Origin of the sequence: Streptomyces aureocirculatus (assembly GCF_000720475.1) — a bacterium.
GTDB classification, from domain to species: Bacteria; Actinomycetota; Actinomycetes; order Streptomycetales; family Streptomycetaceae; genus Streptomyces; species Streptomyces aureocirculatus.
On sequence record NZ_JOAP01000052.1, the window covers coordinates 24,095 to 51,062 of the forward strand.

25 protein-coding genes and 1 pseudogene are annotated in these 26,968 nt (G+C 71.8%); 14 read left to right on the top strand and 12 right to left on the bottom strand.

Annotated features, from left to right (window positions below):
• The first annotated feature begins 133 nt into the window (after nucleotides 1-133).
• The 3 genes from IG78_RS0134580 to tyrS all read left to right on the top strand — a co-directional run bounded on the left by IG78_RS0134580 (nucleotide 134) and on the right by tyrS (nucleotide 4,511).
• On the top strand, nucleotides 134-1,708 hold the full coding sequence (locus tag IG78_RS0134580; protein WP_030571299.1) for a TldD/PmbA family protein: 1,575 nt from the start codon (nucleotides 134-136) through the stop codon (nucleotides 1,706-1,708).
• A complete protein-coding gene (locus tag IG78_RS0134585; protein ID WP_051853204.1) occupies nucleotides 1,705-3,126 on the top strand; it encodes a metallopeptidase TldD-related protein in 1,422 nt (473 codons plus the stop codon). Before IG78_RS0134580 ends, IG78_RS0134585 begins: the two co-directional genes overlap by 4 nt.
• Nucleotides 3,127-3,245: 119 nt before the next feature.
• Entirely contained in the window at nucleotides 3,246-4,511 is a 1,266-nt protein-coding gene (gene tyrS / locus IG78_RS0134590; RefSeq protein ID WP_030571305.1) for a tyrosine--tRNA ligase, read from the top strand.
• Between the two features lie 142 nt (nucleotides 4,512-4,653).
• Here tyrS and IG78_RS0134595 read toward each other — a convergent pair whose 3' ends face one another.
• A complete protein-coding gene (locus IG78_RS0134595) occupies nucleotides 4,654-4,929 on the bottom strand; it encodes a GlsB/YeaQ/YmgE family stress response membrane protein (protein WP_030571307.1) in 276 nt (91 codons plus the stop codon).
• 212 nt (nucleotides 4,930-5,141) lie between these two features.
• On the opposite strand from IG78_RS0134595, the gene IG78_RS0134600 reads away from it, so the two are divergent.
• Nucleotides 5,142-5,531, top strand: coding sequence for a DUF3099 domain-containing protein (locus IG78_RS0134600; protein ID WP_051853206.1), 390 nt, complete (start codon nucleotides 5,142-5,144; stop codon nucleotides 5,529-5,531).
• A gap of 178 nt (nucleotides 5,532-5,709) precedes the next feature.
• Entirely contained in the window at nucleotides 5,710-5,922 is a 213-nt protein-coding gene (locus IG78_RS0134605; RefSeq protein WP_030571314.1) for a hypothetical protein, read from the top strand.
• 22 nt (nucleotides 5,923-5,944) lie between these two features.
• Here the strand turns inward: IG78_RS0134605 and moaA are convergent, their stop codons facing one another.
• The 3 genes from moaA to IG78_RS0134620 all read right to left on the bottom strand — a co-directional run bounded on the left by moaA (nucleotide 5,945) and on the right by IG78_RS0134620 (nucleotide 9,183).
• Entirely contained in the window at nucleotides 5,945-6,964 is a 1,020-nt protein-coding gene (moaA, locus tag IG78_RS0134610) for a GTP 3',8-cyclase MoaA (RefSeq protein WP_030571317.1), read from the bottom strand.
• Between the two features lie 204 nt (nucleotides 6,965-7,168).
• Complete coding sequence (locus tag IG78_RS0134615) at nucleotides 7,169-8,812, bottom strand: solute symporter family protein (protein WP_225882336.1); 1,644 nt, start codon at nucleotides 8,810-8,812, stop codon at nucleotides 7,169-7,171.
• Nucleotides 8,809-9,183: a DUF485 domain-containing protein gene (locus tag IG78_RS0134620; RefSeq protein ID WP_030571323.1), complete on the bottom strand. Its 375-nt coding sequence runs from the start codon at nucleotides 9,181-9,183 to the stop codon at nucleotides 8,809-8,811. The genes IG78_RS0134615 and IG78_RS0134620 overlap by 4 nt, the downstream gene beginning before the upstream one ends.
• Nucleotides 9,184-9,534: 351 nt before the next feature.
• On the opposite strand from IG78_RS0134620, the gene IG78_RS0134625 reads away from it, so the two are divergent.
• The 3 genes and pseudogenes from IG78_RS0134625 to IG78_RS51845 form a co-directional block, all read left to right on the top strand.
• Complete coding sequence (locus IG78_RS0134625) at nucleotides 9,535-11,124, top strand: S8 family peptidase (RefSeq protein ID WP_030571328.1); 1,590 nt, start codon at nucleotides 9,535-9,537, stop codon at nucleotides 11,122-11,124.
• 8 nt (nucleotides 11,125-11,132) lie between these two features.
• Complete coding sequence (locus tag IG78_RS0134630; RefSeq protein ID WP_030571331.1) at nucleotides 11,133-12,704, top strand: S8 family peptidase; 1,572 nt, start codon at nucleotides 11,133-11,135, stop codon at nucleotides 12,702-12,704.
• Between the two features lie 259 nt (nucleotides 12,705-12,963).
• Nucleotides 12,964-13,445: pseudogene (locus IG78_RS51845) on the top strand (hypothetical protein); the annotation flags it as partial.
• On the opposite strand, the gene IG78_RS0134635 reads toward IG78_RS51845, so the two are convergent.
• The 6 genes from IG78_RS0134635 to IG78_RS0134660 form a co-directional block, all read right to left on the bottom strand.
• Entirely contained in the window at nucleotides 13,414-14,028 is a 615-nt protein-coding gene (locus IG78_RS0134635) for a lysoplasmalogenase (RefSeq protein WP_030571333.1), read from the bottom strand. The pseudogene IG78_RS51845 and the gene IG78_RS0134635 overlap by 32 nt on opposite strands.
• A gap of 218 nt (nucleotides 14,029-14,246) precedes the next feature.
• The gene (locus tag IG78_RS0134640; protein ID WP_030571336.1) at nucleotides 14,247-15,197 is read right to left on the bottom strand and encodes a sterol desaturase family protein; all 951 of its coding nucleotides are present in this window, start codon (nucleotides 15,195-15,197) and stop codon (nucleotides 14,247-14,249) included.
• A 166-nt stretch (nucleotides 15,198-15,363) separates the two neighbouring features.
• Nucleotides 15,364-16,614 carry an amidohydrolase family protein gene (locus IG78_RS0134645; protein WP_030571340.1) on the bottom strand — a complete coding sequence of 417 codons (1,251 nt, stop codon included), beginning with the start codon at nucleotides 16,612-16,614 and terminating at the stop codon, nucleotides 15,364-15,366.
• A 56-nt stretch (nucleotides 16,615-16,670) separates the two neighbouring features.
• Entirely contained in the window at nucleotides 16,671-17,963 is a 1,293-nt protein-coding gene (locus IG78_RS0134650) for an amidohydrolase family protein (RefSeq protein ID WP_030571342.1), read from the bottom strand.
• A gap of 20 nt (nucleotides 17,964-17,983) precedes the next feature.
• Nucleotides 17,984-18,868: an SDR family NAD(P)-dependent oxidoreductase gene (locus tag IG78_RS0134655; RefSeq protein WP_030571344.1), complete on the bottom strand. Its 885-nt coding sequence runs from the start codon at nucleotides 18,866-18,868 to the stop codon at nucleotides 17,984-17,986.
• A gap of 1 nt (nucleotide 18,869) precedes the next feature.
• Nucleotides 18,870-19,667, bottom strand: a complete 798-nt coding sequence (locus IG78_RS0134660) for an acetoacetate decarboxylase family protein (RefSeq protein WP_030571347.1) — start codon at nucleotides 19,665-19,667, stop codon at nucleotides 18,870-18,872.
• Nucleotides 19,668-19,769: 102 nt separating this feature from the next.
• Here IG78_RS0134660 and IG78_RS0134665 point away from each other — a divergent pair, with 102 nt between their 5' ends.
• From IG78_RS0134665 to IG78_RS0134690, 6 genes are all read left to right on the top strand, one after another.
• Nucleotides 19,770-20,531, top strand: a complete 762-nt coding sequence (locus IG78_RS0134665) for a TetR/AcrR family transcriptional regulator (protein ID WP_225882338.1) — start codon at nucleotides 19,770-19,772, stop codon at nucleotides 20,529-20,531.
• Nucleotides 20,532-20,562: 31 nt separating this feature from the next.
• A complete protein-coding gene (locus tag IG78_RS0134670; RefSeq protein WP_078965801.1) occupies nucleotides 20,563-21,714 on the top strand; it encodes a DEDDh family exonuclease in 1,152 nt (383 codons plus the stop codon).
• A gap of 64 nt (nucleotides 21,715-21,778) precedes the next feature.
• Entirely contained in the window at nucleotides 21,779-22,012 is a 234-nt protein-coding gene (locus IG78_RS0134675; protein ID WP_078965802.1) for a hypothetical protein, read from the top strand.
• A 79-nt stretch (nucleotides 22,013-22,091) separates the two neighbouring features.
• Nucleotides 22,092-22,892, top strand: a complete 801-nt coding sequence (locus tag IG78_RS0134680) for an SURF1 family cytochrome oxidase biogenesis protein (protein WP_030571359.1) — start codon at nucleotides 22,092-22,094, stop codon at nucleotides 22,890-22,892.
• 93 nt (nucleotides 22,893-22,985) lie between these two features.
• Entirely contained in the window at nucleotides 22,986-24,809 is a 1,824-nt protein-coding gene (locus tag IG78_RS0134685) for a glycoside hydrolase family 15 protein (protein ID WP_030571362.1), read from the top strand.
• 14 nt (nucleotides 24,810-24,823) lie between these two features.
• The gene (locus IG78_RS0134690; protein WP_030571365.1) at nucleotides 24,824-25,579 is read left to right on the top strand and encodes an SDR family oxidoreductase; all 756 of its coding nucleotides are present in this window, start codon (nucleotides 24,824-24,826) and stop codon (nucleotides 25,577-25,579) included.
• 134 nt (nucleotides 25,580-25,713) lie between these two features.
• Here IG78_RS0134690 and amaP read toward each other — a convergent pair whose 3' ends face one another.
• Both amaP and IG78_RS0134700 read right to left on the bottom strand, forming a co-directional pair.
• Nucleotides 25,714-26,292 carry an alkaline shock response membrane anchor protein AmaP gene (gene amaP / locus IG78_RS0134695; RefSeq protein ID WP_030571368.1) on the bottom strand — a complete coding sequence of 193 codons (579 nt, stop codon included), beginning with the start codon at nucleotides 26,290-26,292 and terminating at the stop codon, nucleotides 25,714-25,716.
• Between the two features lie 7 nt (nucleotides 26,293-26,299).
• A partial coding sequence (locus IG78_RS0134700) for a DUF6286 domain-containing protein (RefSeq protein WP_030571371.1) occupies nucleotides 26,300-26,968 on the bottom strand: 669 nt, incomplete at its 5' end.

Below are 26,968 nucleotides of genomic sequence, written 5' to 3' on the forward strand. Positions count from 1 at the left end.
GGACGTGACCGGTGCCGGGAGGCGGCCGTGGGCCGGGGCCGGAGGCGGCCGCGTACCAGGGCCGACGCCGACAGGCCGGTGCCACCGCAGATGACACCGGTGCCCACCACAGGTGACAGCAGGGAGACATTCCGTGCCTCATTCGATCGATTCCGCCTTCACGGCGCTGCCGCTGAGGGCCCTCGCCGACGCCGCGCTCGCCCGCGCGCGTGCGCTGGGCGCCGAGCACGCGGACTTCCGCCTGGAGCGGGTGCGCAGCGCGGCCTGGCGGCTGCGGGACGCCCGCCCCGCCGCGTCCTCCGACACCACCGACCTGGGGTACGCGGTGCGGGTGGTGCACGGCGGGACATGGGGATTCGCCTCCGGCGTGGACCTGACGATGGACGCGGCGGCGCGGGTCGCGTCCCAGGCCGTGGCGATGGCCAAGCTGTCCGCGCAGGTGATCAAGGCAGCGGGGTCCGGTCAGGGGGGCGCGCGAAGCGCATCCCTGGAAGGGCGGTGGCGGGAGACGGGCGGGCGGGTGGAGCTCGCGGCCGAGCCGGTGCACGCGGACAGGACGTGGGTGTCCTCGTACGAGATCGACCCGTTCTCCGTGCCGGACGAGGAGAAGACGGGACTGCTCGCGGAGTGGAGCGGCCGCCTCCTCGCCGCCGAGGGGGTCGCGCACGTCGACGCCTCACTGCTCACCGTGCACGAGAACAAGTTCTACGCGGACACGGCGGGCACGGTGACCACGCAGCAGCGGGTGCGCCTGCATCCGCAACTGACGGCCGTCGCCGTCGACGAGTCCAGTGGCGAATTCGACTCCATGCGCACCCTGGCGCCACCGGCCGGCAGGGGCTGGGAGTACCTCACGGGGACCACCTGGGACTGGCAGGGCGAACTGGACCGCATTCCGGAACAGTTGGCCGAAAAGATGCGAGCGCCGAGCGTCGAGGCGGGCCGCTACGACCTGGTGGTCGACCCCTCGAACCTGTGGCTGACCATCCACGAGTCCATCGGCCACGCCACCGAGCTCGACCGTGCCCTCGGCTACGAGGCGGCGTACGCGGGCACCTCCTTCGCGACCTTCGACCAGCTCGGCAAGCTCGCGTACGGCTCGTCGCTGATGAACGTGACGGGCGACCGCACGGCCGAGCACGGCCTCGCCACCGTCGGGTACGACGACGAGGGCGTGGCCGCGCAGTCCTGGGACCTGGTCAAGGACGGCACGCTCGTCGGCTATCAGCTCGACCGCCGCATCGCGAAGCTCACCGGCTTCGAGCGGTCCAACGGCTGCGCGTACGCGGACTCCCCCGGGCATGTCCCCGTGCAGCGGATGGCGAACGTCTCGCTGCGGCCGGACCCCGCGGGCCTCTCCACGGAGGACCTGATCAGCGGCGTGGACCGGGGCATCTACGTGGTCGGCGACCGGTCCTGGTCGATCGACATGCAGCGCTACAACTTCCAATTCACGGGCCAGCGCTTCTACAAGATCGAGAACGGGCGGCTCACGGGCCAGCTCCGCGATGTCGCGTACCAGGCCACGACCACCGACTTCTGGGGCTCGATGACGGCGGTCGGCGGGCCTGAGACCTATGTCCTCGGCGGCGCCTTCAACTGCGGCAAGGCCCAGCCGGGCCAGGTCGCGTCCGTGTCCCACGGCTGCCCCTCCGCCCTTTTCACCAGCGTCAACATTCTGAACACCACGCAGGAGGCCGGGCGATGAGTTCCCGTACGAACGGCAGGAACGGCACGGCCGGGACGTCGCGGCCCCACGAGATCGTCGAGCGTGCCCTGGAGCTCTCCACCGCGGACGGCTGCGTGGTGATCGCCGACGAGCAGTCGACGGCCAATCTGCGCTGGGCGGGCAACGCCCTGACCACCAACGGCGTCACCCGCGGCCGCACCCTCACGGTCGTCGCCACGGTCGACGGCAAGGAGGGCACCGCCTCCGGTGTCGTCTCGCGCTCCGCGGTGACCGCGGACGATCTCGAACCGCTCGTGCGGGCCGCAGAGGCGGCGGCGCGCGCGGCCGGGCCCGCGGAGGACGCGCAGCCGCTGATCACCGGCGGCACGGCGTCGTCGGACTTCACGGACGCGCCCGCCGAGACCTCCTCGGCGGTCTTCGCGGACTTCGCACCGGCGCTCGGCGAGGCCTTCGCGCTCGCCCGCGCGGGCGGCCGTGAGCTGTACGGCTTCGCCAACCACGAGCTGACCTCCACCTACGTCGGTACGTCGACCGGGCTTCGGCTGCGCCACGACCAGCCGAACGGCACCCTCGAACTGAACGCGAAGTCGCCGGACCGGACCCGCTCCGCGTGGGCGGGCCGGGCGACCCGGGACTTCAAGGACGTCGACCCCGGCGTCCTTGACGAGGAGCTCGCGCGGCGCCTCGCGTGGGCGGAGCGCCGGGTGGAGCTGCCCGCCGGGCGGTACGAGACGCTGCTCCCGCCGACGGCCGTGGCGGACCTGCTCATCTACCAGTTCTGGTCGTCCTCGGGGCGGGACGCGGTGGAGGGCCGCACGGTGTTCTCCAAGCCGGGCGGCGGCACCCGGGTCGGCGACCGGCTCGCGCGGCTCCCGCTGACGCTGCGCAGCGACCCGTACGAGCCGGGCCTGGAGGCGGCGCCCTTCGTGATCGCGCACGCCTCCGGCGACGACGCGTCGGTGTTCGACAACGGGCTGCCCCTGGAGCCCACCGACTGGCTGCGCGAGGGCGATCTCGCCCGGCTGATCACGACCCGGCACAGCGCGAAGCTGACGGGCCTGCCGGTGGCTCCGGCGATCGGCAACCTGATCCTGGACGGCGGCACGGACCGCTCCCTCGATGAGATGGTCGCGGCCACCGAGCGCGGTCTGCTGCTCACCTGCCTCTGGTACATCCGCGAGGTGGACCCGGCGACGCTGCTGCTGACCGGCCTGACCAGGGACGGCGTCTATCTGGTCGAGAACGGCGAGGTGGTCGGCGAGGTGAACAACTTCCGCTTCAACGAGTCGCCGGTGGACCTGCTGTCGCGGGCCTCCGAAGCCGGGCGTACGGAGAAGACGCTGCCGCGCGAGTGGGGCGACTGGTTCACCCGGGCGGCGATGCCCGCGCTGCGGGTGCCGGACTTCAACATGAGTTCGGTCAGCCAGGGCGTATAACCTCGTAGACCGCACCCGAGGTGCACGGTCTTCGGAGACCGCACCCCGGGGTGCGCGATCCCCGGACACCGCACCCCCGAGGTGCACGGTTCAAGCACACCCAAGGAGACAAGAGACCCGTGACGGACATCGTCGACGAGCTGAAGTGGCGGGGACTGTTTTCCCAGTCCACCGACGAAGAAGCACTGCGCAAGGCGCTCGCGGACGGTCCCGTCACGTTCTATTGCGGCTTCGACCCGACCGCGGCGAGCCTGCACGTCGGACATCTGGTGCAGGTCCTGACCGTGCGCCGCCTGCAGCAGGCGGGCCACCGCCCGCTCGCGCTGGTGGGCGGCGCCACGGGCCAGATCGGCGACCCGCGGCCGACCGCGGAGCGCACCCTGAACGACCCGGAGACGGTCGCGAACTGGGTGTCGCGGCTGCGCACCCAGATCGAGCCCTTCCTGTCCTTCGAGGGCGAGAACGCCGCGGTCATGGTCAACAACCTGGACTGGACCGCGGGGATGTCCGCGATCGAGTTCCTGCGTGACATCGGCAAGCACTTCCGGGTGAACAAGATGCTCACCAAGGACTCCGTCGCCCGGCGCCTGGAGTCGCAGGAGGGCATCAGCTACACGGAGTTCAGCTACCAACTGCTCCAGGGCATGGACTTCCTGGAGCTCTACCGGCGCCACGGCTGCACCCTCCAGCAGGGCGGCAGCGACCAGTGGGGCAACCTCACCGCGGGCATCGACCTGATCCACCGCCTGGAGCCGGACGCGACCGTGCACGCGCTCGCGACGCCCCTGATGACCAAGGCGGACGGCACCAAGTTCGGCAAGACCGAGGGCGGCGCCGTCTGGCTGGACCCCGAGATGACGACGCCGTACGCGTTCTACCAGTTCTGGCTGAACGTGGACGACCGGGACATCACGACGTACCAGCGCATCCTCAGCTTCAAGTCCCGCGAGGAACTTGAGGATCTTGAGCGGCAGACCGAGGAGCGGCCGCAGGCGCGGGCGGCGCAGCGTGCCCTCGCCGAGGAGCTGACCACCCTTGTGCACGGCGCCGACCAGTGCGCGGCCGTGATCGCCGCGTCGAAGGCGCTGTTCGGCCAGGGTGACCTCGGAGATCTCGACGCGGCGACGCTCGCGGCGGCGCTCTCCGAGCTGCCGCACGTCCGGGTCGCCGAGCTCGGCCCGGCCGTGGACCTGTTCGCGGAGGTCGGTCTGGTGGCGAGCAAGTCGGCCGCGCGCCGCACGGTCAAGGAGGGCGGTGCCTACGTGAACAACGTGAAGGTCGCCGCCGAGGACGCCGTGCCGGCCCACGAGGACCTCCTGCACGGGCGCTGGCTCGTCCTTCGCCGGGGCAAGAAGAACCTCGCCGCGGTCGAGGTCACCGCCTGACGCCGGGCGTCGCGCCCCTGCACGCAGGCGTCGCGCCCCTGCACGAAGGTGCCGCGCACCCGTACACAGGCGCCGCGCACCACGTACGCGGGTGATGAGGGGCCGGTCCGGTGGACCGGCCCCTCATTCATGGGCCCGCTGGTCAGGTGCGCTGTCTGTTCCCCTTGATCATCTTGTAGGCGGCGTCCCCGAGTCCCACTACCACCAGTGCTGCGACCAACTGCAGGGCATGCCGCCCCCAGTCGATGCCTTTGGTCTCGTCGATACCGAAACCGGCAGCCATCCAGTTGCCGAGTACGGCGCCGATGATGCCGAAGATGGTCGTCAGCCACAGTGGACTGTGCTGCTTGCCCGGGAGAATCGCCTTGGCGATGAGGCCAAGCACGAATCCCACGATGATCGCCCACAACCAGCCCATAGCTGCCTCCTCAGACGGCTCGACATGAGCATTACGCTCAGTGTCGGTCCATCCGCCATACGGCGCATGTCGGGCGGTCCATACGTGGCGCGACGCAGTCTTTACCGGGAGCTGACCCGCCCCCCGGCCTACGCGTCTGCGCAGGCGGGGCGTAACGTGGAGGGGCGTCCAGGCCGGGGAGCGCCTGGCAGAGCGGCAGGCGGTGGAACGTGATGCGGAACCGGAGCAGCGCCCAGGTCTTCCGGATCACAGGGGCGAGGCAGGGCCTCGCGGACGACGTCCGGGGCCGGCAGCGACGGTATGTGATCTCCATGTCGGTCCGCACTGTTTCGGTCATTGCCGCCGCGGTGCTCTGGAACGTGGAGCGGCATGTCGCTGTGGTCGCGCTGGTGCTCGGAATCCTCCTGCCGTACGTCGCCGTAGTGATCGCCAACGCGGGCCGGGAGAACGCTCCCTCGCTGCCGTCAACCTTCGTACCGGCACCGTCGCGGCCGATGCTGCCCCCGACGGCACCCCGCGAGCGGGCCGCGGAAGCCGCCTCGGAAGACCCGGCCGGAGCCCGGTACGACAAGCGGGACACACCGTCACACGAACAGAGCTGACCGTCGACGTTACGCCAAGCTCAAGAAAAGCTCAGATCAATCATGTTGTTCCAGTGCCAGGCGGCCGGTTCCCCGTGACATACTTCGTACGCGCTCCGCATCCCCCGTCGGAGCGACAGACCGACGCCGGGCAGCTCCCCCCGTGGCTGCTCGGCGTCGCCTTGTTTGGGATGAGAACGTGAGCGACGAGACACCGATCTGTTCCGCCAAGGGCTGCCGCACCGCCGCGCAGTGGGTGCTCGCCTGGAACAACCCCAAGATCCATACGCCGGACCGGCGCAAGACGTGGCTCGCCTGTGACGAGCACCGGGAGCATCTGTCCCAATTCCTCGGTGTACGCGGGTTCTTGAAGGACGTCGTGCCGCTCGCCGAGTGGGAGTCGGCCCCCTAGCCGGTTCCCTCCCCCTCCCCCGCTAGCCGCCGATCGCGGACATCGGGCGGTCGGGCTGCAGGAACGTCGGGTCGTCGAGGCCGGAGCCTGCCTTCTTGCCCCACATCGCGAGGCGCCAGACGCGGGCGATCTCAGCGTCCGCGGCCGCGTCGGAGCCCTTGGCGGCGTCCTCGGGGGCGGCCCGCAGCGCCGCCCTGAGGTCGGTCTCCTCCCTGGCGAACAGACAGGTGCGCACCTGGCCGTCGGCGGTGAGCCGGGTGCGGTCGCAGGCGGCACAGAACGGGCGCGTGACGGAGGCGATGACGCCGACGCGATGCGGGCCGCCGTCGACGACCCAGCGCTCGGCCGGGGCGGAGCCGCGCCGCTCGGAGCCCTCTTCGGTGAGGTCGAAGCGGGTGCGGAGCGAGGCCAGGATGTCACCGGCGGTTATCATCCCGTCGCGCTTCCAGCCGTGCTGGGCGTCCAGGGGCATCTGCTCGATGAAGCGGAGTTCGTAGTCGTTCTCGACGGCCCAGGCGAGCAGGTCGGGGGCCTCGTCGTCGTTCAGGCCCGGCATCAGGACCGTGTTGACCTTGACGGGGGTGAGGCCCGCGTCGCGGGCGGCTTCCAGGCCTTCGAGGACGTCGCGGTGCCGGTCGCGGCGGGTGAGGGTCTTGAAGACGTCGGGGCGCAGGGTGTCCAGGGAGACGTTGACCCGGTCCAGGCCCGCGGCCTTCAGGGCCTTGGCGGTGCGCTTGAGGCCGATGCCGTTGGTCGTCAGGGACATCTTGGGGCGCGGTTCGAGGGCCGCGCAGCGCTCGACGATGGAGACGAGGCCGGGGCGGAGCAGCGGCTCGCCGCCGGTGAAGCGGACTTCCTCGATGCCGAGTTCGGTCACGGCGATGCGGATGAGACGGACGATCTCGTCGTCCGTGAGCAGGTCCGGTTTGGCCAGCCACTGCAGGCCTTCTTCCGGCATGCAGTACGTGCACCGCAGGTTGCAGCGGTCGGTCAGCGAAACCCGCAGATCGGTGGCCACTCGGCCATACGTGTCGATGAGCACGTGGGCCCCCTCCCCGGTCCGGATCGGCAGTGCGGCGTCTGTACGCCCTTCACACACCTGAGCCTACGTGACGGCTGTGACATCGAAAGGGCCTGATCCGCCAGGAGCGGCCCGGCCGCGTCGTAGAGAGCTACAACGATCTCCGCGGCGCGGCCGGGTGCGGGCCTCCGAGAAGCCGGGTGCGGGCCTCCCCCTTCGGCCGGGTCAGTGGGCTCCGGTGCCGGTCAGGGACCTGACTTCGAGTTCCGCGTACTTCTCCTTGTCCGGCTCCTCCTTGGAAAGGAGGGTGCCGAGCCAGCCGAGCAGGAAGCCGACCGGGATGGAGATCAGGCCCGGGTTCTCCAGTGGGAACCAGTGGAAGTCGACGCCCTTGAACATGGACGTCTTCTCGTTGCCGGAGACGACGGGCGAGAAGAGGACCAGGACGACGGCGGTGGTGAGCCCGCCGTAGATCGACCACAGGGCGCCCTGGGTGGTGAACCGCTTCCAGAACAGGCTGTAGAGGATCGTCGGCAGGTTCGCGGAGGCGGCGACGGCGAAGGCGAGGGCCACCAGGCCCGCCACGTTCAGGTCGCGGGCGAGGGCGCCGAGGGCGATGGAGACCAGGCCGATGAGGACGGTGGCCCAGCGGGCTGCCTTGATCTCCTCCTTCTCGCTCGCTTCGCCCTTCTTGATGACGTTGGCGTAGATGTCGTGCGCGAACGACGAGGACGAGGCGAGGGTGAGGCCAGCGACGACGGCGAGGATGGTGGCGAACGCGACGGCGGAGATCGTGGCGAGCAGGATCGCGCCCCAGGTGGAGTCGAGGCCGCCCAGATGGAGCGCGAGCAGCGGCGCCGCGGTGTTGCCCGCCGGGTTGGAATCGGTGATCTCCTTGGGTGAGATCAGGGCGGCGGCGCCGAAGCCGAGGGCGATCGTCATCAGGTAGAAGGCGCCGATGATGCCGATGGCCCAGTTCACGGACTTCCGGGCGGCCTTGGCCGTGGGCACCGTGTAGAAGCGGATGAGGATGTGCGGCAGGCCCGCGGTGCCGAGGACCAGGGCGACGCCGAGCGAGATGAAGTCGAGCTTGGAGGTGTCGGACACGCCGTACTTCAGGCCGGGCTCCAGGAACGGGGCGCCCTTGCCGCTCTTCTCGGCGGCGGTGCCGAGCAGGTCGGAGATGTTGAAGTCGAACTTCAGGAGCACCAGGAAGGTCAGCAGGAGCGCGCCCGCGATCAGCAGGACGGCCTTGACCATCTGCACCCAGGTGGTGCCCTTCATGCCGCCGATGGTCACGTACACGATCATCAGGACACCGACGAGGGCGACGATGCCGACCTTGCCCGCATCGCTGGTGATGCCGAGGAGCAGCGAGACGAGGACGCCCGCGCCCGCCATCTGTGCGAGCAGGTAGAAGATCGACACGACGATGGTGGAGGTGCCGGCGGCGGTGCGCACGGGGCGCTGGCGCATGCGGTAGGCGAGGACGTCGCCCATGGTGTAGCGCCCGGAGTTGCGCAGCGGCTCGGCCACGAGGAGCAGCGCCACGAGCCAGGCCACCAGGAAGCCGATGGAGTACAGGAACCCGTCGTAGCCGAACAGGGCGATGGCGCCCGCGATGCCGAGGAAGGACGCGGCGGACATGTAGTCGCCGGAGACGGCGAGGCCGTTCTGGAAGCCGGTGAACTGGCGGCCGCCCGCGTAGAAGTCGGCGGCGCTCTTGGTCTGCCGGCCCGCCCAGACGGTGATGACGAGGGTGGCGACGACGAAGACGGCGAAGAGTGTGATGATCAGCGGCCGGTGCTCGCTGGCCTCGTTGGCTGCCAGGACGGTGCCCTGGGCCGTGTGGACGCTCAGGGTGCTCACGCGCCGCCCTCCATCCGGGACTTGATCGCTTCTGCCTTGGGGTCGAGCTTCGTCGCGGCGTGCCGGGAGTACCACCAGGCGATGAGGAACGTGGTCAGGAACTGGGCGAGACCGAGCACCAGGGCGACGTTGACGTTGCCGACCAGCTTGGCGTCCATGAAGCCGCCCGCGTAGATCGACAGCAGCACGTACAGCAGGTACCAGGTGATGAAGGCGATGGTGAGAGGGAACGCGAACGAGCGGTGGGCGGCGCGCAGTTCACCGAACTCCGCGCTCTGCTGCACCTCGACGAACTCCGCCGTGGAGGGGGTACGGCGTGTGGGTTCGGGTTCGGGGCCGCCCTTCGGTGGTGGCGGTGCGTCGGTGGCCACGGAGTCTCCTCGTGGTGCGGGGGCGGTGGGGACGGAAGCGGTGCGGTCCATGGAGGTCTGCGTTCTCTGCTCTCGAAAGCCGTGCGAGTGATGCGGATCACGTGGCCGCGGTTGGTGATGCTAGGCGCACGGGACGGGATCCGACAGGGGGTTGATGTTGCTTCTGTGCCCTGTTCAACGCCGTGGCGACATGCCCGAAGCGGCCGAACTCACCCTTTTCCCGCTTTCTTCGGCAACCCATTGCTGGCCTGGGAGTTCGGGGGATAGCTTCGCCCTGCACCACTCGTCATGCACCTGCCCGAGCACCACCTGTGTTCGGGCAGTTCCGTACCCGGATGATGTGGAGATCCCATGGCTCATCTGCGCTCTTCGCGCACGTCGCGCTCCAGACGCCTGGCACTCGCCCTGCCGCTCGGTGTCGTGCTCGCCGCGGCGGTCGGCTTCGCGCCCGGCGTCGCGACCGCAGCCCCGCTCGACTCCCCCGGCTCCGCCGGCGCCCGGGCCGGGAACGCCGAAGCCCCCGCGGCCGGCGAGCTCGCGTACGTCGTGAACACCCGCACGGACGCCAGGACCATTGCCGCCGTGAAGCGCGCGATAGCCAAGGCCGACGGCACGGTCGTCGTCACGTACGCGAAGATAGGCGTGATAGTCGCCCACTCGGCCAACCCCGACTTCGGCAGGCAACTGCGTGACGTACGCGGTGTGCAGTCCGCGGGCGCCACCCGCACCACGCCGCTCACCCCGGCCGCCACCACGCAGGAGGGACCACCGACCTTCCTGTCGAAGGAGAAGGCCAAGGCGCTCCAGCAGCGGGCCGCGGCGGGCCGGGGCGGCGCTCCCGCCCAGGAGCCGCTTGAGGCCGACCAGTGGGATCTGCGCTCCATCGGCGCCGACAAGGCGGCGAAGATCAACCCGGGCAGCAAGAAGGTCACCGTCGGCGTCATCGACACCGGTGTGGACGACACCCACCCCGACCTCGCGCCCAACTTCTCGGCCTCGCAGTCCGCGAGCTGCGTCGGCGGCAAGGCCGACACCTCGGCGGGCGCCTGGCGTCCCACGAAGCCGGACCACTACCACGGCACGCACGTGGCGGGCGAGATAGCCGCGGCCCGCAACGACGTCGGCGTCGCGGGCGTCGCGCCGGGCGTGAAGGTCGCGGGCATCAAGGTGGCCGACCCGGTCAGCGAGCTGTTCTACCCGGAGAGCGTGGTCTGCGCCTTCGTGTTCGCCGCCGACAAGGGCATCGAGATCACCAACAACAGCTACTACGTGGACCCGTGGCTGTACAACTGCAAGGACGACCCGGACCAGCGGGCCATCCTCGACGCGGTCAACCGCGCCCAGCTCTACGCCCAGCGCAAGGGCACCCTGAACATCGCCTCCGCGGGCAACTCCAACCACGACCTGGACGCGGACGCGATCGTCGACGATTCGAGCCCCGACGACTCCACCCCGGTCGAGCGCACCATCGACCCGCACCAGTGCCTCGACGTGCCCACCCAGCTCCCGGGCGTGGTCACGGTCAGCGCGACGGGCGTATACGACGCCAAGTCCTACTACTCCACGTACGGCAACGGCGTCGTCGACGTCGCGGCCCCCGGCGGTGACCGGCGCTACCAGAAGCCGACGGACACGCCCTCCAAGGACGGCGGCATCCTCTCCACGATGCCGGGCGGCCAGTACGCGTGGCTGCAGGGCACGTCCATGGCGTCCCCGCACGCGGCCGGTGTCGCGGCCCTGCTGAAGTCCACGCACCCCAAGGCGGGCCCGGCCACGCTCCAGTGGCTGCTGAAGCGGCAGGCGGACAACCCCGGCTGCCCGACGAAGCCCTATGACCCGGACGGCGACGGCAAGGTCGACGCGGTCTGCGAGGGCGGCAAGAACAGGAACGGCTTCTACGGCCACGGGATCGTCGACGCGCTCGACGCCGTCAAGAAGTGAGGGCTCCGATGACCAGTCACCACACTCCCCTCGCCCGGCGCGCGCTCGCCCTGCCCCTCGGTGTCGCGGTGGTGTCCGCGCTCGCCTTCCTGCCCGGCACGGCCTCTGCGCAGCCCGACGCTCCCGCGGCTCCGGCGGCCGCGGGCACCGGCGCCGGCGTACTGGCCGCGGCCGCCGACGGTTCGTCGATGAGTTACGTCGTCAACCTCCGCGCGGGTCACGGCTCCTGGGCTTCGGCGTACGTCAAGAAGGCCATCGCCAAGGCCGGCGGCAAGGTCGTGATCTCGTACGACAAGATCGGCGTGATCGTCGCGCACTCCGCGAACCCCGACTTCGCGCGGCAGATCCGCAAGGTCAAGGGCGTGCAGTCGGCCGGTGCCACCCGCACGGCGCCACTGTCCGCGCAGACCAGCGACGACATCGACGAGGCGCGGCCGCTGTCCGTGAAGGAGGCGAAGGCCGCCGCGGGCAAGGCCGCGGGCGCGCAGGACGAGCTTGAGCCGCTGCAGTGGGACCTGCCCGTCATGAAGGCGGACAAGGCCCACAAGGTCTCCCTCGGCAGCCCGAAGGTCACCGTCGGCGTCCTCGACTCCGGCGTCGACGACACCCACCCCGACATCGCGCCGAACTTCGACAAGCGCGCGTCCGCGAGCTGTCTTGGCGGCGTGCCCACGCAGAAGGACAACGCGTGGCGGCCGGTGGCGCGGGAGAGCGACCACGGCATGCACGTGGCGGGCACCATAGCCGCCGCGAAGAACGGCACCGGCATCACCGGTGTCGCGCCGGGCGTGAAGGTCGCGAGCCTCAAGGTGGCCGAGCCCGCGACCGGCATGTACTACACGGAAGCCGTCGTCTGCGGCTTCATGTGGGCGGCCGACCACGGTGTGGACGTCACGAACAGCAGCTACTACACGGACCCGTGGCTGTTCAACTGCCGTACCGACGCCGACCAGAAGGCACTGGTCGACGCGGTCGGCCGGGCCTCGAAGTACGCGGAGCGCAAGGGCGCGGTGAACGTCGCCGCGGCAGGCAACGCGGAGACGGACCTCGCCCAGGACGAGATCGTCGACGAGTCGAGCCCGAACGACACGACCCCCGTCAAGCGGACGATCCGGACGGCGGACTGCCTCGACCTGCCGTCGCAGCTCCCGGGCGTGGTGACCGTGTCGTCCACGGGCGCGAAGAACATCAAGTCCTCGTTCTCGAACTACGGCAAGGGCGTCATCGACATCGCGGCCCCCGGCGGCGACTCGACGGCCTTCCAGAAGCCGCAGCCGCCCGCCACCAGCGGACTGATCCTGTCGACGCTTCCGGGCAACAAGTTCGGCTACAAGGCGGGTACGTCGATGGCCTCGCCGCACGCCGCGGGTGTGGCCGCGCTCATCAAGTCGTCGCACCCCAAGGCCTCCGCGGCCCGGGTGAAGGCCCTGCTGTACCGGCAGGCCGACGCGATGCCGTGCACCGACCCGTACGACATCGACGGTGACGGCAAGGTCGACGCGGTGTGCGAGGGCGGCAGGAACAAGAACGGCTTCTACGGCGTGGGCATGGCCGACGCGCTGGACGCCGTACGTAAGTAAGCCCGTGCAAGCCGTGCGCGGCGGGGTGCCCCCGCGCGCGTAGGGACCGGGGCCGGGCGGCGTGCGGACCGCCCGGCCCCTCACCTTTGCCCCCGTGAGGCAGGCTCGGGTGCGGGTGCGGGTGCGGGTCCGGGTCCGGGTCCGGGTCCGGGTCCGGGTCCGGGTGCGGACGCGCACCGCCAACCGGCCGGGGTCGGCCGGGCCGTGGCCGTCCTCGTCCTTGTGGCCGCCGCGGCGGTGATCCCGCTCTTCGGTGCGCTCGCGCCGCCCGGGCAGCGCCGTCCTTCCGCTGGCCGCCGTGATCGTGGCGGAGGCGCTGCGCGCGCATCCGCCGACGGAGGACCTCCCGCTCATCGGCTCCGGCCTCACCCTGGTGCATCTGGCCTGCGCGGCTCTGTGGGCGGGTGGTCTGCTGTACGCGCTGCGCACGGTGCGGTGCCTGCGGACGCGGGCTCCGGAGGCGGGGGCCGCCGTGTTGACCCGCTACGCGCGCGTGGCCGCCGTCCTGTTCGCCGCGATCACCGCCACGGGCGTCGTCAGCACCCTGCGCCGCATGCCGCCGGACACCGTGGCGGACCAACTGACGGAGACGGCCTACTCGCCCGGCGGCGGCTCGGCCGGTCCGCGGCGAAACGGGCGGCCACCGCGTACGCGCCCGCGCGTGCCGAGGTGGTCGTGCTCGGCCTCGTGGTGGCGGTGTCGGCGCTGCTCACCGTCGTGCCGTTGCCGATCCGCTGGTGAGGACGGCTCTGGTCAGGAGTGCCTGGGCGGCGATGTAGGTCAGCATGACCCAGAAGTCGGGGCGGGGTGCCTGCGGCCAGTCGGCCACGTCGGTGGCGATGAGGGTGTCCGACAGGAGGAACAAGGCGCCGCCCGCCGCCGCCGTGCGGCCCAGCGTGGTCGCGCCGAACGCCATGGCGGTCAGGAGCAGGCTGTAGCCCGCGACCGGGACGCACATGTCCGGGGGCAGGTCGGGCCACAGGAGCGTCACCGTGACAACGAGGGCTCCGGCGTATGCCGCCGCGACGAAGGCGGTGCGGGGGCGGGTGCTGTTGCCGTACCGGCGGAACAGGGTCAAGTAGCAGACGTGGCCTGCCGCGAAGGATGCCATGCCGGTGAGGAAGGCCGGGTCGGCGTCCGCCAGGAGGAGGGTGTCGCCTCCCCAGCCCAGGAGGAGGGCTGCGGTGAGGAGTCGGGGGCCCTGGCGGAGGGTGACGTATGCGGCCAGCAGGGGCATGAGGAGGGGCTTGAGGAGGGTGTGGCCCGCGTCCGACCCGGCCGCGAGGGCGACCAGGTCGGCGATTGCGACCACGGCGAACGCCATGAGGGTTGCTGTGCCGTAGCGGTACCTGGTGGACGCCGACAGAACGGTGCCCGGAGCCGGGGGGCTGCCTTTGAGGGTCGGGATCCGCCCTGCGGAACGATTGCCCACAGCGGGAGCGGGGGCGGAAGCGGAAGCCGGGCCGGTGCCCACAGCGGGAGCGGAGGTGGGAGCCGGGCCGCTGCCCGCGGTGGGGGCCGGGGGCGGTGGCTTCTCAGGGGTCACGCGACCTTCTCCGGGGCCGGTGTCGCGACCGGCGCCGATGCCGGGGCCGGTGTTGGGGCCGGTGTCGGCGTCGTGGCCGGTGTTGGGGCCGGTGTCGGCGTCGTGGCCGGAGGCTGTTGTGGCTGCCAGCCCGGGCCCCGGAACACCCTGCCCGCGCGTTCGCGCCACGTAGTGGCCTGCTTCAGGTCGCGGGCTATCGCCACGTACTCGTGGGTGGCCACGCGCAGGGGGTTGTAGGTGTGGATGTTCTTGGTGAGGCCGTACACCGGGCGGTCCGTCTCCGGTACCCAGGAGCCGAACATCCGGTCCCAGACGATGAGGATGCCGCCGAAGTTGCGGTCCAGGTAGCCGCCCTGGGAGGCGTGGTGCACGCGGTGGTGCGAGGGCGTGTTGAAGACGTACTCGACGGGGCGGGGCAGCTTGCCGATGCGTTCGGTGTGGATCCAGAACTGGTAGACCAGGTTGGCCGACGAGCAGAAGGCGAGGGCCGCCGGGTGCACGCCGAGGGCGATGAGCGGCAGGTAGAACGGCCACACCGTCAGGCTCGTCCAGGGCTGGCGCAGCGCGGTGGTGAAGTTGAACTTCTCGCTGGAGTGGTGCACCACGTGGCAGGCCCACAGGACGCGGATCACGTGGTGACCGCGGTGCGACCAGTAGTAGAAGAAGTCCTGCGCGAGCAGCATCAGCGGGATCGTCCACCACAGCACGGGCACGCGCAGCGGGGTCAGCGCGTAGACGCCCGAGTAGATCGCGACGATGGGGATCTTCCACAGGAAGTCGAAGACGAGACTGCCGAGCCCCATGGTGACGCTGGTGGCGGCGTCCTTGGTCTCGTACCCGGCGGCGTCCTCGTCGGGATGGACCCGGTGGCCGATGATCTCGATGACCGTGAGCAGCACGAAAGCGGGGATGGACCACAGCACGACATCGGGCAGGTTCGGGGACATGCGTGCACCGTAGAACGGCCTTCGGCGCACCGCCAGAGGTTGTTACCGATAAGTATTACCGCGGGTACGCCCTGGATTTTTGGTGGTCTCCGCCAACAGGTCGGCGCCGCGCGGCCTCCCGTGGACTGCCCGTGGGCTCCCTGTGGTCTCCGTGTGCCCCGGTTGCTCACCAGACGCGGACCGAACCCCCCGGGGCGAACACCGGGCTCGTCGCGTCGGCGGGCGGCTCCTTCAGGGGCTCGTCCAGTTCCGCTACCGTCGGCCCGACCTCGGCGGCGACCTCGTCGAGGAGGGCGAGGTCGAAGCCGTACACCCGGGCGGCGTTGCCGCCGACCATGGCGGCGATCTCCGCGCGCGGCAGTCCCGCGTAGGCGGTGCGCAGGCCCTCGCGGGAGTAGGGGTGGGTGCCCTCGTCGTGCGGGTAGTCGCTGCCCCACATGATCTTGTCGAGGCCGACGCGGTCGCGCAGCGCCGCCTCGTGCGGCCGCATGAAGCTGGCGCCCACGTAGCAGTTGTCCCGCCACACCTCGGACGGCCCCTTGCCCATGGCCTCGGCGAGGCCCGCGCCGAACTTGGACTCGGCGGTGTCCCGCCGGGAGACGGCCGCGACGAGCCGCTCGTGGTAGTAGTCCAGCATCGCGAGCACACCCGGGATCCAGCCCGAGCCCTGCTCGGTGAGGACGAGCTTGAGCTCCGGGTGGCGCCGGAACGCGCCGCCGAACATCAGGTGCCACAGCGCCCGGTGTGAGAACCACGTCGTCTCGACCATGAACACCGCGCGGGCGGCGGGCTCGTCGCCGAGCGGCGGCGACGCCGAGCCCGCGTGGTGGTTCACGGGCACGCCGAGCTCCGCGCAGACGGCCCACAGCGGGTCGTACGTCTTCGAGTACAGCTCGGGAAGGCCCGATCCCGGCGGTGTGCCCGGGACCAGGACGCCGCCGGTCAGGCCCGCGGCGACCGCCCCGCGGACCTCGCGCACCGCCTCGTCGACGTCGTTGAGGAGGATCTGGAAGACCCCGGCCCTGCGCCCGGGGGCGGCAGCGCAGAAGTCCGCGAGCCAGCGGTTGTGGGCGCGCAGGCCCGCCCAGCGCCGCTCGTACTCCTCCCGGGTCGGCGCCGGGGCCATCAGGGACGCCGAGGGGAAGAACGGCGGGATGGTGTTGGGGAACACGACCTCCGCGACGATGCCGTCCGCCTCCAGCTCGGCGATCCTGCGCGCGGAGTTCCAGTTGCGGTCGGCGGTGTCGGCGAGCAGGTCCTCGTACGGATTGACGTAGGTCGCGGCCCAGGCGTCGAAGGCGTCGTGGTGGCGCCGTTCCAGATACGGGCGGTAGTCGAGCAGGTCGGCGCCGGCGTGGCAGTCGGCGGAGATGACGGTGTAGCGGTCGGTCGCGGCGTACGCCCTGGCGTCTTTCATGCCTGCCGTGCCTGTCATGCCTGCCGTGCCTGTCATGTCTGTGCCTGTCATGTCTGTCATGGGGTCACCCCGAGCGTCGGGAAGTCGTGGCCGGTCAGCCAGTGGCGGCCCACCTCGCGCGAGCGCGCCCAGGACGCCGCCACGGCCTCCTGGTCGCCCAACTGGCCGAGGTCGGCGGGGGTCGGGCCGATGCGGCGGGCCAGCGGCGCGAGCCTGCCGGTGTCGAAGCCGAAGACCTCGGCGGCGGCGAGGCCGAGCATCCGGCGGGTCTCGGCCACGGGGATGTCATGGAAGGTCTTCCGCAGCCAGGTGCGGGTGTCGGGCCAGGTGCCCTCGGGGTGGGGGAAGTCGCTGCCCCACAGGATGTTGTCGACGCCGATCTCGTAGCGCTGGGCGAGTTCCCGGCGCTTGGTGTTGGTGGCGCAGACGAAGATCTGCCGGTCCAGGTACTCGTGCGGCGGCCGCTTCAGCTCGGCGAACGGCGACAGCTTCTTGCCGCCGTGCGCGCCCAAGTAGAGCCGGTCCATGAACCACAGCAGGTTCGGCAGCCACCAGCAGCCGGACTCCGCGACGCCGAACCTGAGTCCGGGATGCCGTTCGAAGACCCCGGACCAGAGCAGGAACCACAGTGGGCGCGCGGGCCACCAGGTCACTTCGGAGACGTAGATCCCGAGGTGGTCGCCGTACTCGTGCCGGGGCGCCGCTCCGGAGTGGGTGAGCACGGGCATGGCGCACTCGGCGGCCGCCGCCCACACGGGGTCGTAACGCCGGTCGTGGTAGGGCGCCTTGTCGACCCACATGGAGGGGATCATCAGGGCGCCGAGCCCGGACTCCTTGGCCCGGTGCACCTCGGCCACCACCCGGTCGACCTCGGCGGTGACGGGCAGCAGGGCGACACCGCAGTGCCGTTCGGGGTGCTCGGACACGAACTCGGCGAGCCAGCGGTTGTGCGCCCGCGCGCCCGCCATGCCGAGGTCGGGGTCCTGGTCGCCGGAGAGGCCGAGCCCCACGCCGAAGGGTGCCGCGGTCCCGCTGTCCACGGCGTCGGCGTCCGGGAAGACGACCTCCCCGGCCACGCCGTCGCCGTCCAGCTCCTTCAGCCGCTGCCCGGGGTCCCAGCCCCCTCGCAGGCCCTCCTCGTTGTCCCTGAACCACTTGGCGGCGAAGGTCTCGTTGCGGATGCCGAGCCGGGTCATCTCCTCGCGGCGCCGCTCGCGCCCGGCGAGGAACTCCTCGAAGTCCCGGTGGAAGCGGGCGTCCAGATAAGGCCGGTACTCCTCGGTGGGGAGGCCCGCGTGGCAGTCGGAGGAGATGATCAAGTACGGGTCGCGGTCGTCCTGAGCCGTCATCGTCAACTCGCAATCCACTCTCAGTCCAGGATGAAGCTTTCGAGGTACGAGGGGTTGGCGCGCTCCAGCATCGAGCGGGAGCGCGCGCGGATCTGCCGGTCGCTGTTCTCGCTCTCGGGGAGCATCCAGAAGCGGTCGGCGCGGATGCCGTCCACCACGTGCCCGGCGACCTCCTCGACCGGGGTGAAGTCCACCTCGTGCCCGGCCTCCCGCATCGCCGTCTCCCACTGGCCGAGGCTGCGGTAGGGCGTCCTGCGGGGCCGGGACTTGGCGTACCGGTCGGGGCGGTTGCGGTGCGACTCCCACAGGCCGGTGCGCAGCATGTGGGGCCCGGGGAAGAGCACGGAGGCACCCACGCGCGCGTGCTCCGCCCGCAGATGCGCGTACAGGGACTCCGTCATCGTCACGACGGCCGCCTTGGTGACCGCGTACACGGACGCGGTGGGCAGCGGAGCGATGCCGCCGTCGCCGGAGGAGGTGTTGACGACGTGGCCCTCGTCGCCGCCCGCGAGCATCCGCGGGACGAACGCCTGGATGCCGTGGAAGACGCCCCACACGTTGACTTCGAAGGCCCACTTCCAGTCGTTCGGGTCGTGCTCCCACAGGTGGCCCTCGGCGCCCGAGCCGACTCCGGCGTTGTTGCACAGGACGTGCACGGCGCCGAACCTGTCGTACACGTCGTCGGCCAGCGCGACGACCTGTTCGCGCACGCCGACGTCGACCACGCGCGCGTGCACCGCCGCCCCGCCCGCGCGCAGCCCGGCCGCCGCCTTCTCCAGGGCGCCGTCCTCGACGTCGGCGAGCACCACGGCCAGTCCTTCGGCCGCGAACCGCCGTGCGAGGGCGAGCCCGATGCCGCTCGCGGCGCCCGTGACGACGGCGACCTGTCCCGCGCGCAGCTCCATCTCAGAGGCTCCCCTCGGGCGGCCCGTCGAGGACCTGCCGCGGGTCGTCGTAGCGCTGGTGGATGTACGGAAGGAGCGCCCGCGCGCTCACCCGCTCCACCACCCGGCCGTGCTGGTCGCTGGTCTTCTCACCGATGGTGATCTCCACCAGACGGCATACGGGCAGGTCCGCGACCGGGTCGTACATCGACTCCCGCAGCACCACGTCCCCGGTGACGCCCTCCAGCTTGCGGACCCGCTCGTTGCGTACGCAGTGCACGAGCACCGGATCCGCGTCGAAGCCCGAACCGTCCACGCCGGGAAGGAACTTGAAGTAGAAGTCGGTCTTCCGGGCGGGCTCCGGCAGCGGCAGGGCGCCGCTCACGGCCCCGCGCACCTCCACGAACGCGATGCCGTGCCGGGCCATGGCACCCCGCACCACCAGACCGTCCCGCTCGACGGTGACCTCGCCCAGCTTCTTGGGCTCCCCGAAGACCTCACGGCCGCCGGTCAGGGCACGCTCGTGCGTCATCGGCATCACCAGCGGATACCAGCCCGACACGCCGCCGTGCTCCGCGGCGACGGCCACCGAGCCCGCACCGAGGGGGTAGCCCGCGAGAGCGACCCTGCTGATGCTCGCCCGCACCAAGGGGCGCCCGGTGGGCTTCAGGGGCGGTGGCAGGACGGCCGCCACGACGTCCGGATCGCTCTCCCAGACGGCCACGAGGCCGGTGGACCAGATGTCGGGGAGCCTGCTGCTCGCGGTGCGCGTCGCGGCGATCTCCGCCTCGGTGCGCGCGCCGTAGCGTACGCGTGCCATGCCGTACCACCCTTCGCTGACGGGCCTTTCGGAGGCTTGCGGGGGTTCTGTAACACAGTTACAACAGGAGGCGTGAAGGGTAAAGAGACGCGTTCCGGTCACCTGCCAGGGCGGCGGGACCGCGAGCAGGTACGCGGGCGGCTCGACCGCGAGCGGGTCCTCGCCGCCGCCGCGGACCTCGTCGAGCGGCACGGGCCCGCCGCCCTGACCATGCGGGGGCTCGCCGCCGAACTCGGCACGGCCGTCACCTCCATCTACTGGCACGTCGGCAACCGCGAGTCGCTGCTCGACGCGCTCGTGGCGCGCACCCTCGCCGACCTAGGGGAGCTCCACCCGGTGGGCCGCACGCCCGCCCGGCGCGTGGTCTCCGTCGCGCGCGCCCTGCGCCGACAGTTGCGCGACCACCCGCACCTCGTCGCGATGGTCCACGAACGCGGCCTGACGGAGCGGATGTTCCTGCCCGCGCAGCGTGCCCTCGCCCACGAGATGCACGCCGCCGGGCTGCGCGGCGCCCGCGCGGCCGACGCCGTGCGCGCCGTCCAGGTCCATGTCGTCGGCCAGGTCCTGGTGGAGCGCGCCCGCGAGCGCGCGCCGGTGCAACGCCCCGACGAGCATCAGTTGTGGGAGGCACGGACGGTGGACGGCGATCCGGCGCTCGCCCGCGCGCTCGCCAAGCCCCTGGACGCCGAACGGCTGTTCACGCTGTCGGTGCGGGCCCTGGTGGCGGGGCTGCTCGGGCCCGGCGGGGAGGCGGCGGCCGGAACCGGCGACGGCGCGGCGGAGTCCGGGGAGGACGCGCCGGGGTCCGGTGGCGAGGCGGGCGGGACCGGCGGCGACGCGAACACGCCCGGCCCAGGGAACTGACTGTCAGTCGCGGCCCGTATCCTCATGGACCATGCTCGAAGACCGCACGACCGCACCGCCGACGGAGGGGCCGGAGGCACCGAAGGGGCCCCACGCACCGCAGGCACCGCAGGGACCGGCGAGGGGGGAGGCGACCGCGGCGACGGTCGTCCCCGGACCCGCCGTGCCCTGGCCCACCGCCTACCCTTCGGGGTACGCGGTCGTGGACGTCGAGACCACCGGTTTGTCCAGAGACGACCGGATCATCTCGGCCGCGGTCTACCGCCTCGACGCCCGCGGCGAGGTCGAGGACCACTGGTACACCCTGGTGAACCCGCAGCGCGACCCGGGCCCGGTGTGGATCCACGGCCTGACGAGCGACAAGCTGGCCGGCGCCCCGCTCTTCGCCGACATCGCCGAGGAGTTCGCCGCCCGCCTCGCCGACCGCGTCCTCGTCGCGCACAACGCCGTCTTCGACTGGTCGATGATCGCCCGTGAGTACGCGCGCGCGGCGCGCACCGCACCCGTCCGCCAGCGGCTGTGCACCATCGCGCTCTCCAAGGAGCTCGGCCTGCCGCTGCCCAACCACAAGCTGGAGGCACTCGCCGCCCACTTCGGTGTCGTCCAGCGCCAGGCCCACCACGCCCTCGACGACGCCCGTGTGCTGGCCGAGGCGTTCCGGCCGAGCCTGCACGCGGCGGCGGGCGGCGGCGTGCGGCTGCCGCTCCTGGAGTGCCGTGCGCTGACCGAGTGGTCCGACGGCGCTGCCCGCATCGGCCACCAGAGCACCGGCCCCGGCTCCATCGGCGGCGCCAACTCCTCGTACCGCCCGGGGAGTTGGCGTCCCTCCCGCAAGCGCCCCGCCTGCCCCCACCCGAACCCGGGGCGGTGGCAGGACGGCAAGCCGCTCCAGCAGGGCATGCGGGTCGCGTTCTCCGGGGACACCTCCGTGGAGCGCGAGCTCCTGGAGGACCGGGCGTTCGAGGCCGGACTGCACATCGCGACCAGCGTGTCGCGGCTGACGAGCCTGCTGGTCACCAATGACCCGGACTCGGGCACGTCGAAGACGACGAAGGCCCGGGCTTTCGGTACGCCGGTCGTCGACGAGGCCGCCTTCGGCCAGTTGCTCCAGGACGTCGCGCCGGCCGAGGGCACGACGGGCAGCGTGCCCCCGCCCGGCGGACCCGCCCCCTCGGACGGGTGATTGCCGGGCGACTCGCCCGGCCACCGCTCGCCCCGCCCCGCCGCCGGGTCCCACCCTGTGGCGCATGGCACGTTGCGAGGTCTGCGGAAACGAGTACGGCATGTCCTTCGAGGTGCACGCGCAGGGCGCGGTGCACGTCTTCGACTGTTTCGCCTGCGCCATCCACCGCATGGCGCCGATCTGCGAGCACTGCCGGTGCCGCATCATCGGGCAGGGCGTCGAGGTGGAGGGCCACTGGTACTGCGGGGCGCACTGCTCACGCGCGGAGGGGCGGGTGGGGATCGTCGACAAGGTGTAGGCGACAAGTCGACAAAATGTCGGCGCGAGGTGCCCCACCCCCTGTCGGACACCCCATGGCCGAGTTGTACCGTCATGGGGTGTACCGCTTCCTCTTGACCCGCCAGTGGGTGATCCTCACCCTCATCGGCCTCGTCCTCATCCCCGTGATGATCGAGCTGGGCTTCTGGCAGTTGCACCGTCACGAGCGGCGCGTGGCGCACAACGCGAAGATCGGCAGGGCGCTCGACGCCGCGCCGGTCCCCGCCGAACGGCTCACATCGCCCGGCCGTGACGTGCCGGACGACGCCGTGTACCGCAGGGTCACCGCCCGCGGCACCTACGACCCGGAGCACGAGGTCGTCGTGCGCCGCCGCACCAACGCCGACGACGAGGTCGGCTTCCACGTCCTGACCCCGTTCGTCCTCGACGACGGCAAGGTGCTGCTCGTCAACCGCGGCTGGGTCCCGGCCGACGGACCGCAGACCGCCTTCCCGAAGATCCCCGCCCCGGCCCGCGGCGAAGTCACCGTCACCGGCCGGCTCATGGCCGACGAGACATCCGCGGCCAGCGGCATCAAGGACGTACGCGGCCTGCCCGACCGGCAGATCATGCTGATCAGCAGCGGGCAGCAGGCGCACGCCCTGGGCAAGCAGGTGCTCGGCGGCTACGTCGAGCAGACCTCGCCGCGCCCGGACGACGACTCCCCCCAGTTGCTCGGCGAGCCCGACCACAGCGGGATCGGGGCGCACATGGCGTACGCCGTGCAGTGGTGGCTGTTCGCCGCCGGGGTGCCCGCGGGCTGGATCGTCCTGGTACGCCGCGAGGTCAAGGACCGCAGGGCGGCGGCCGCGAAGACGGCGTCCGAGCCCGCGGAGGAAGCCACTCCGGCCACGGCCTGACCCGTCCGGCACGGGTCGACGCCACAGCCCGGCCGCGAAGACACGTCCGCGTGCCCCCGATTGACGGCCCCGTGATGCGGGAAACCGTCACCCGTGCGACGCCCCATCGAGGACTACGCCCTGATCGGCGACCATCAGACCGCCGCCCTGGTCTCCCGGACCGGGTCGGTGGACTGGCTGTGTCTGCCCCGCTTCGACTCGGGAGCGTGCTTCGCCGCGCTGCTCGGCGGCGACGAACACGGCCACTGGCGCATCGCCCCGGAGAACGCCGACGTCTGCGCCCGCCGCGCGTACCGCGAGAACACCCTGGTCCTGGACACGGAGTGGGACACTCCGGACGGTTCGGTACGGGTGACCGACTTCATGCCGCAGCGCGACCGCGCACCGGACCTCGTCCGGATCGTCGAGGGCCTGACCGGCGAGGTGACCCTGCGCAGCACACTGCGACTGCGCTTCGACTACGGCTCGGTCGTGCCGTGGATGCGCCGGTCCGACGGTCACCACGTGGCCGTCGCGGGCCCCGACGCGGTGTGGCTGCGCATCGAGCCCGAGATCCGTTGCGAGGGCCGTGACTTCACCACGTACACGGATGTCACGGTGGCCGCGGGCGAGCGCGTGACGTTCGTCCTCACCTGGCACCCCTCGCACGAGCCGTGCCCGCGGCTGCTCGACACCGAGCAGGCGCTGCGCGACAGCGTCTCGGACTGGCGGGCGTGGGCGGCGCGCTGCCGGTACGAGGGCCCGCACCGCGAAGCGGTGGTCCGTTCCCTGATCACGCTCAAGGCCCTCACCTACGCCCCGACCGGCGGCATCGTCGCCGCGCCCACCACGTCCCTGCCCGAGGAGATCGGCGGCGTCCGCAACTGGGACTACCGCTACTGCTGGCTGCGCGACTCCACGCTGACGCTCGGCGCACTGCTCGCCGCGGGCTATCTGGAGGAGGCGGAGGCGTGGCGCGACTGGCTGCTGCGCGCGGCCGCGGGCAACCCGGGCGACCTACAGATCATGTACGGCCTCGCGGGTGAGCGACGGCTGCCCGAGTACGAGGTGCCCTGGCTGCCGGGGTACGAGGGTTCGGCGCCGGTGCGCATCGGCAACAAGGCGGTGGAGCAGCACCAGCTCGACGTGTACGGCGAGGTCGTGGAGACGCTCGCGCTGGCCCGCCGGTCGGGTCTCGCCACCCGCGCGCACGGATGGCGGCTGCAACTCGCGCTCATGGAGTTCCTGCGGGAGAACTGGCACCGCGAGGACGAGGGCCTGTGGGAGGTGCGCGGGCCGCGCCGGCACTTCGTGCACTCCAAGGTGCTCGCGTGGGCGGCCGCCGACCGCACCGTGCGCGCCCTCGACGAGGACCCGGAGCTGCCCGGCGACGTGGACCGCTGGCGGCGGTTGCGGGACGAGATCCACGCCGAGGTGTGCGAGCGCGGCTACGACGCGGAGCGCAACACGTTCACGCAGTCGTACGGCTCGCGCGAGCTGGACGCCGCCCTGCTGCTGATCCCGCGCGTGGGGTTCCTGCCGCCCGACGATCCGCGCGTGGCCGGCACCATCGACGCGATCCGCAAGGAACTCGGTACGGAGGACGGCTTCCTGCGCCGCTACACCACCGCCGGCACCACCGCCGGCGCCGACGACACGACGCCCCACGACACCACCGTGGACGGTCTGCCCGGTGACGAGGGCGTCTTCGTCGTCTGCTCGTTCTGGCTCGCCGACGCCCTGCACATGACGGGCCGCACCCGGGAGGCCCGGGAACTTTTCGAGCGGATACTGACGCTCTGCAACGACGTGGGGCTGCTCTCGGAGGAGTACGACCCGGTGGCAGGGCGCCAGCTCGGCAACTTCCCGCAGGCTTTCTCCCACGTCGGCCTCGCGGGCACCGCCTTCACCCTCTTCGGTCCGGACGCGGTGGGATAGAGCAGGATGGAGCCATGGATCTAGGACTGAACAACCGTGTGTACGTCGTCACCGGTGCCACCCGCGGCCTCGGCAACGCCGCCGCCCGTGAGCTCGTCGCGGACGGCGCGAAGGTGGTCCTCAGCGGCCGGGACGAGAAGACGGCCGTCGCCGCGGCCGCGGAGCTCGGCCCGAACGCGGTGGGCGTCGCCGCGGACAACTCCGACGCCGGGGCTCCGGAGCGGCTGATCGCGGCCGCGCGCGAGCACTTCGGCAGGTTCGACGGCATCCTCATCAGCGTCGGCGGGCCGCCGCCGGGCTATGTCGCCGACAACACCGACGAGCAGTGGCAGGCCGGGTTCGAGTCGGTCTTCCTGGGGGCGGTGCGGCTCGCCCGTGCCGCGGCGGCGGAGCTGGGTGAGGGCGGTGTCGTCGCCTTCGTCCTCTCCGCTTCGGTGCACGAGCCGATCCCCGGCCTGACCATCTCCAACGGTCTGCGTCCCGGGCTCGCCGGCTTCGCGAAGTCCCTCGCGGACGAGTTGGGGCCCCGCGGCATCCGTGTGGTCGGTCTGCTGCCCGCCCGCATCGACACCGACCGCGTACGTGAGCTCGACGGCCTCTCGGCCGACCCGGAGGCGACCCGTGCGGCCCACGAGTCCCGCATTCCGCTACGGCGCTACGGCACCCCGCAGGAGTTCGGCCGCACCGCCGCGTTCCTCCTCTCGCCCGCCGCGTCGTATCTCACGGGCGTGATGCTTCCCGTCGACGGCGGCGCCCGCCACGGCTTCTAGGGCCTGCCCGGTCTGCGGCTGCCCGGTCTGCGGTTGTCTGGCCTGCGGCTGCCTGGCCTGCGGCTGCCTGTGGGCCGGTCCTGCGGCTGCCTGTGGGCCGGTGGGACAGCGCCCACCGGCCCACCCGTCACCCGTCAACTGACCCGCCCGGCACGGTGCCGCACCGCGCGCAGTCGCACGGTGGCGGGCAGCCGCTCCAACCCCGCGGAGTCCCGCGCGTGCGCGAGGGCTCCCGTACACATCCCGCGAAGCGCATCGCCGGGCACAGCGTCGGGCCCGAGGAGCAGCTTCACCCGGGCCTCGGGGGCGTTGCGCCGCCCGGTCAGCCGTACCCGGGCGCGCGCGACACCGTCGAGTGCGCCCGCGTCGCTCTCCAGGGCGTCCTCCATGGCTCGCCCCCGCAACAGCGCACCCTCACCGTCGCCGGTCTCCACCAGGACCTCCGCGAGCCGGCGCCGCCGCAGTTGGGCGGTCAGCCACCACAGGGCGAGCAGCACGACCAGGGCGAGCACGCCGATGACCACCGGCCAGAACCAGCCCTCGTCGCGCCACCGCGCCCGGTCGGCGTCACTGAGCAGCACGTCGTGGCGGCCGTCGTGCACCCACCACGACGGCGGGCGTGCGCCGAGCCCGACGGCGAGCACGGAGGCGCCGAACAGGAGGAGTACCAGGCCGATCAGGCCGAGCAGAACACGGTTCACCGTACGCAGCATGACCCGTTCACCCCTTCCGGCCGGGCCGCGCCACCCGCACCGCGAGCGCGGGCGGCCTGCCGAGCCCGAGGTCACGGATGGTGTCGGCCAGCGTCGCGTCCAGGTCTTCGCGTACGTCGTCGAGGTCACGGAAGTGCGCCACGGCCCGGACGGCCACCTTGGACCTGCTCATGCGCACCCGTACCGACCGCACCCCGGCCACGTCCATGGCCCGGTCGCGCAGCACCATCGCCGCGGCGCCGCGGTCGAGCCCGGCCCGCACATCGGCGTGCGGAGCCCGCATCGGCAGCAGCCGGCGAAGGCCGGGCGTCACCGCGAGCACGAACAGCCACAGCCCCAGGGCCGCGGCCACCGCGGCCCCGGTGAGCACCGCCGTGCTGTCCAACGGCCGCTCCGCGAGCTCCCGCGCGAGGGAGCGCCGCCACCGCATCGCGGGGTGGTCGGCCCGTACGGCGACGACGTCGTACAGGAGGAGACCGGCCGCGCCGAGGATCACAAGGGCGAGGATCCCCGCGGGGATCCGGCGCGCGGACCAGAAGCGGTGGGCGTCGCCGTCCTCGCCGTCGAGGGTGGGCAGCGGCTGGCGGGCAGCGGCCGACGCCGACTGCCCGAGCCGGGGCCCGGAGCCGGAGCCGAGGCCGGGGGCGGAGCCGGGGGCGGGGGCGGAGCCGGGGGC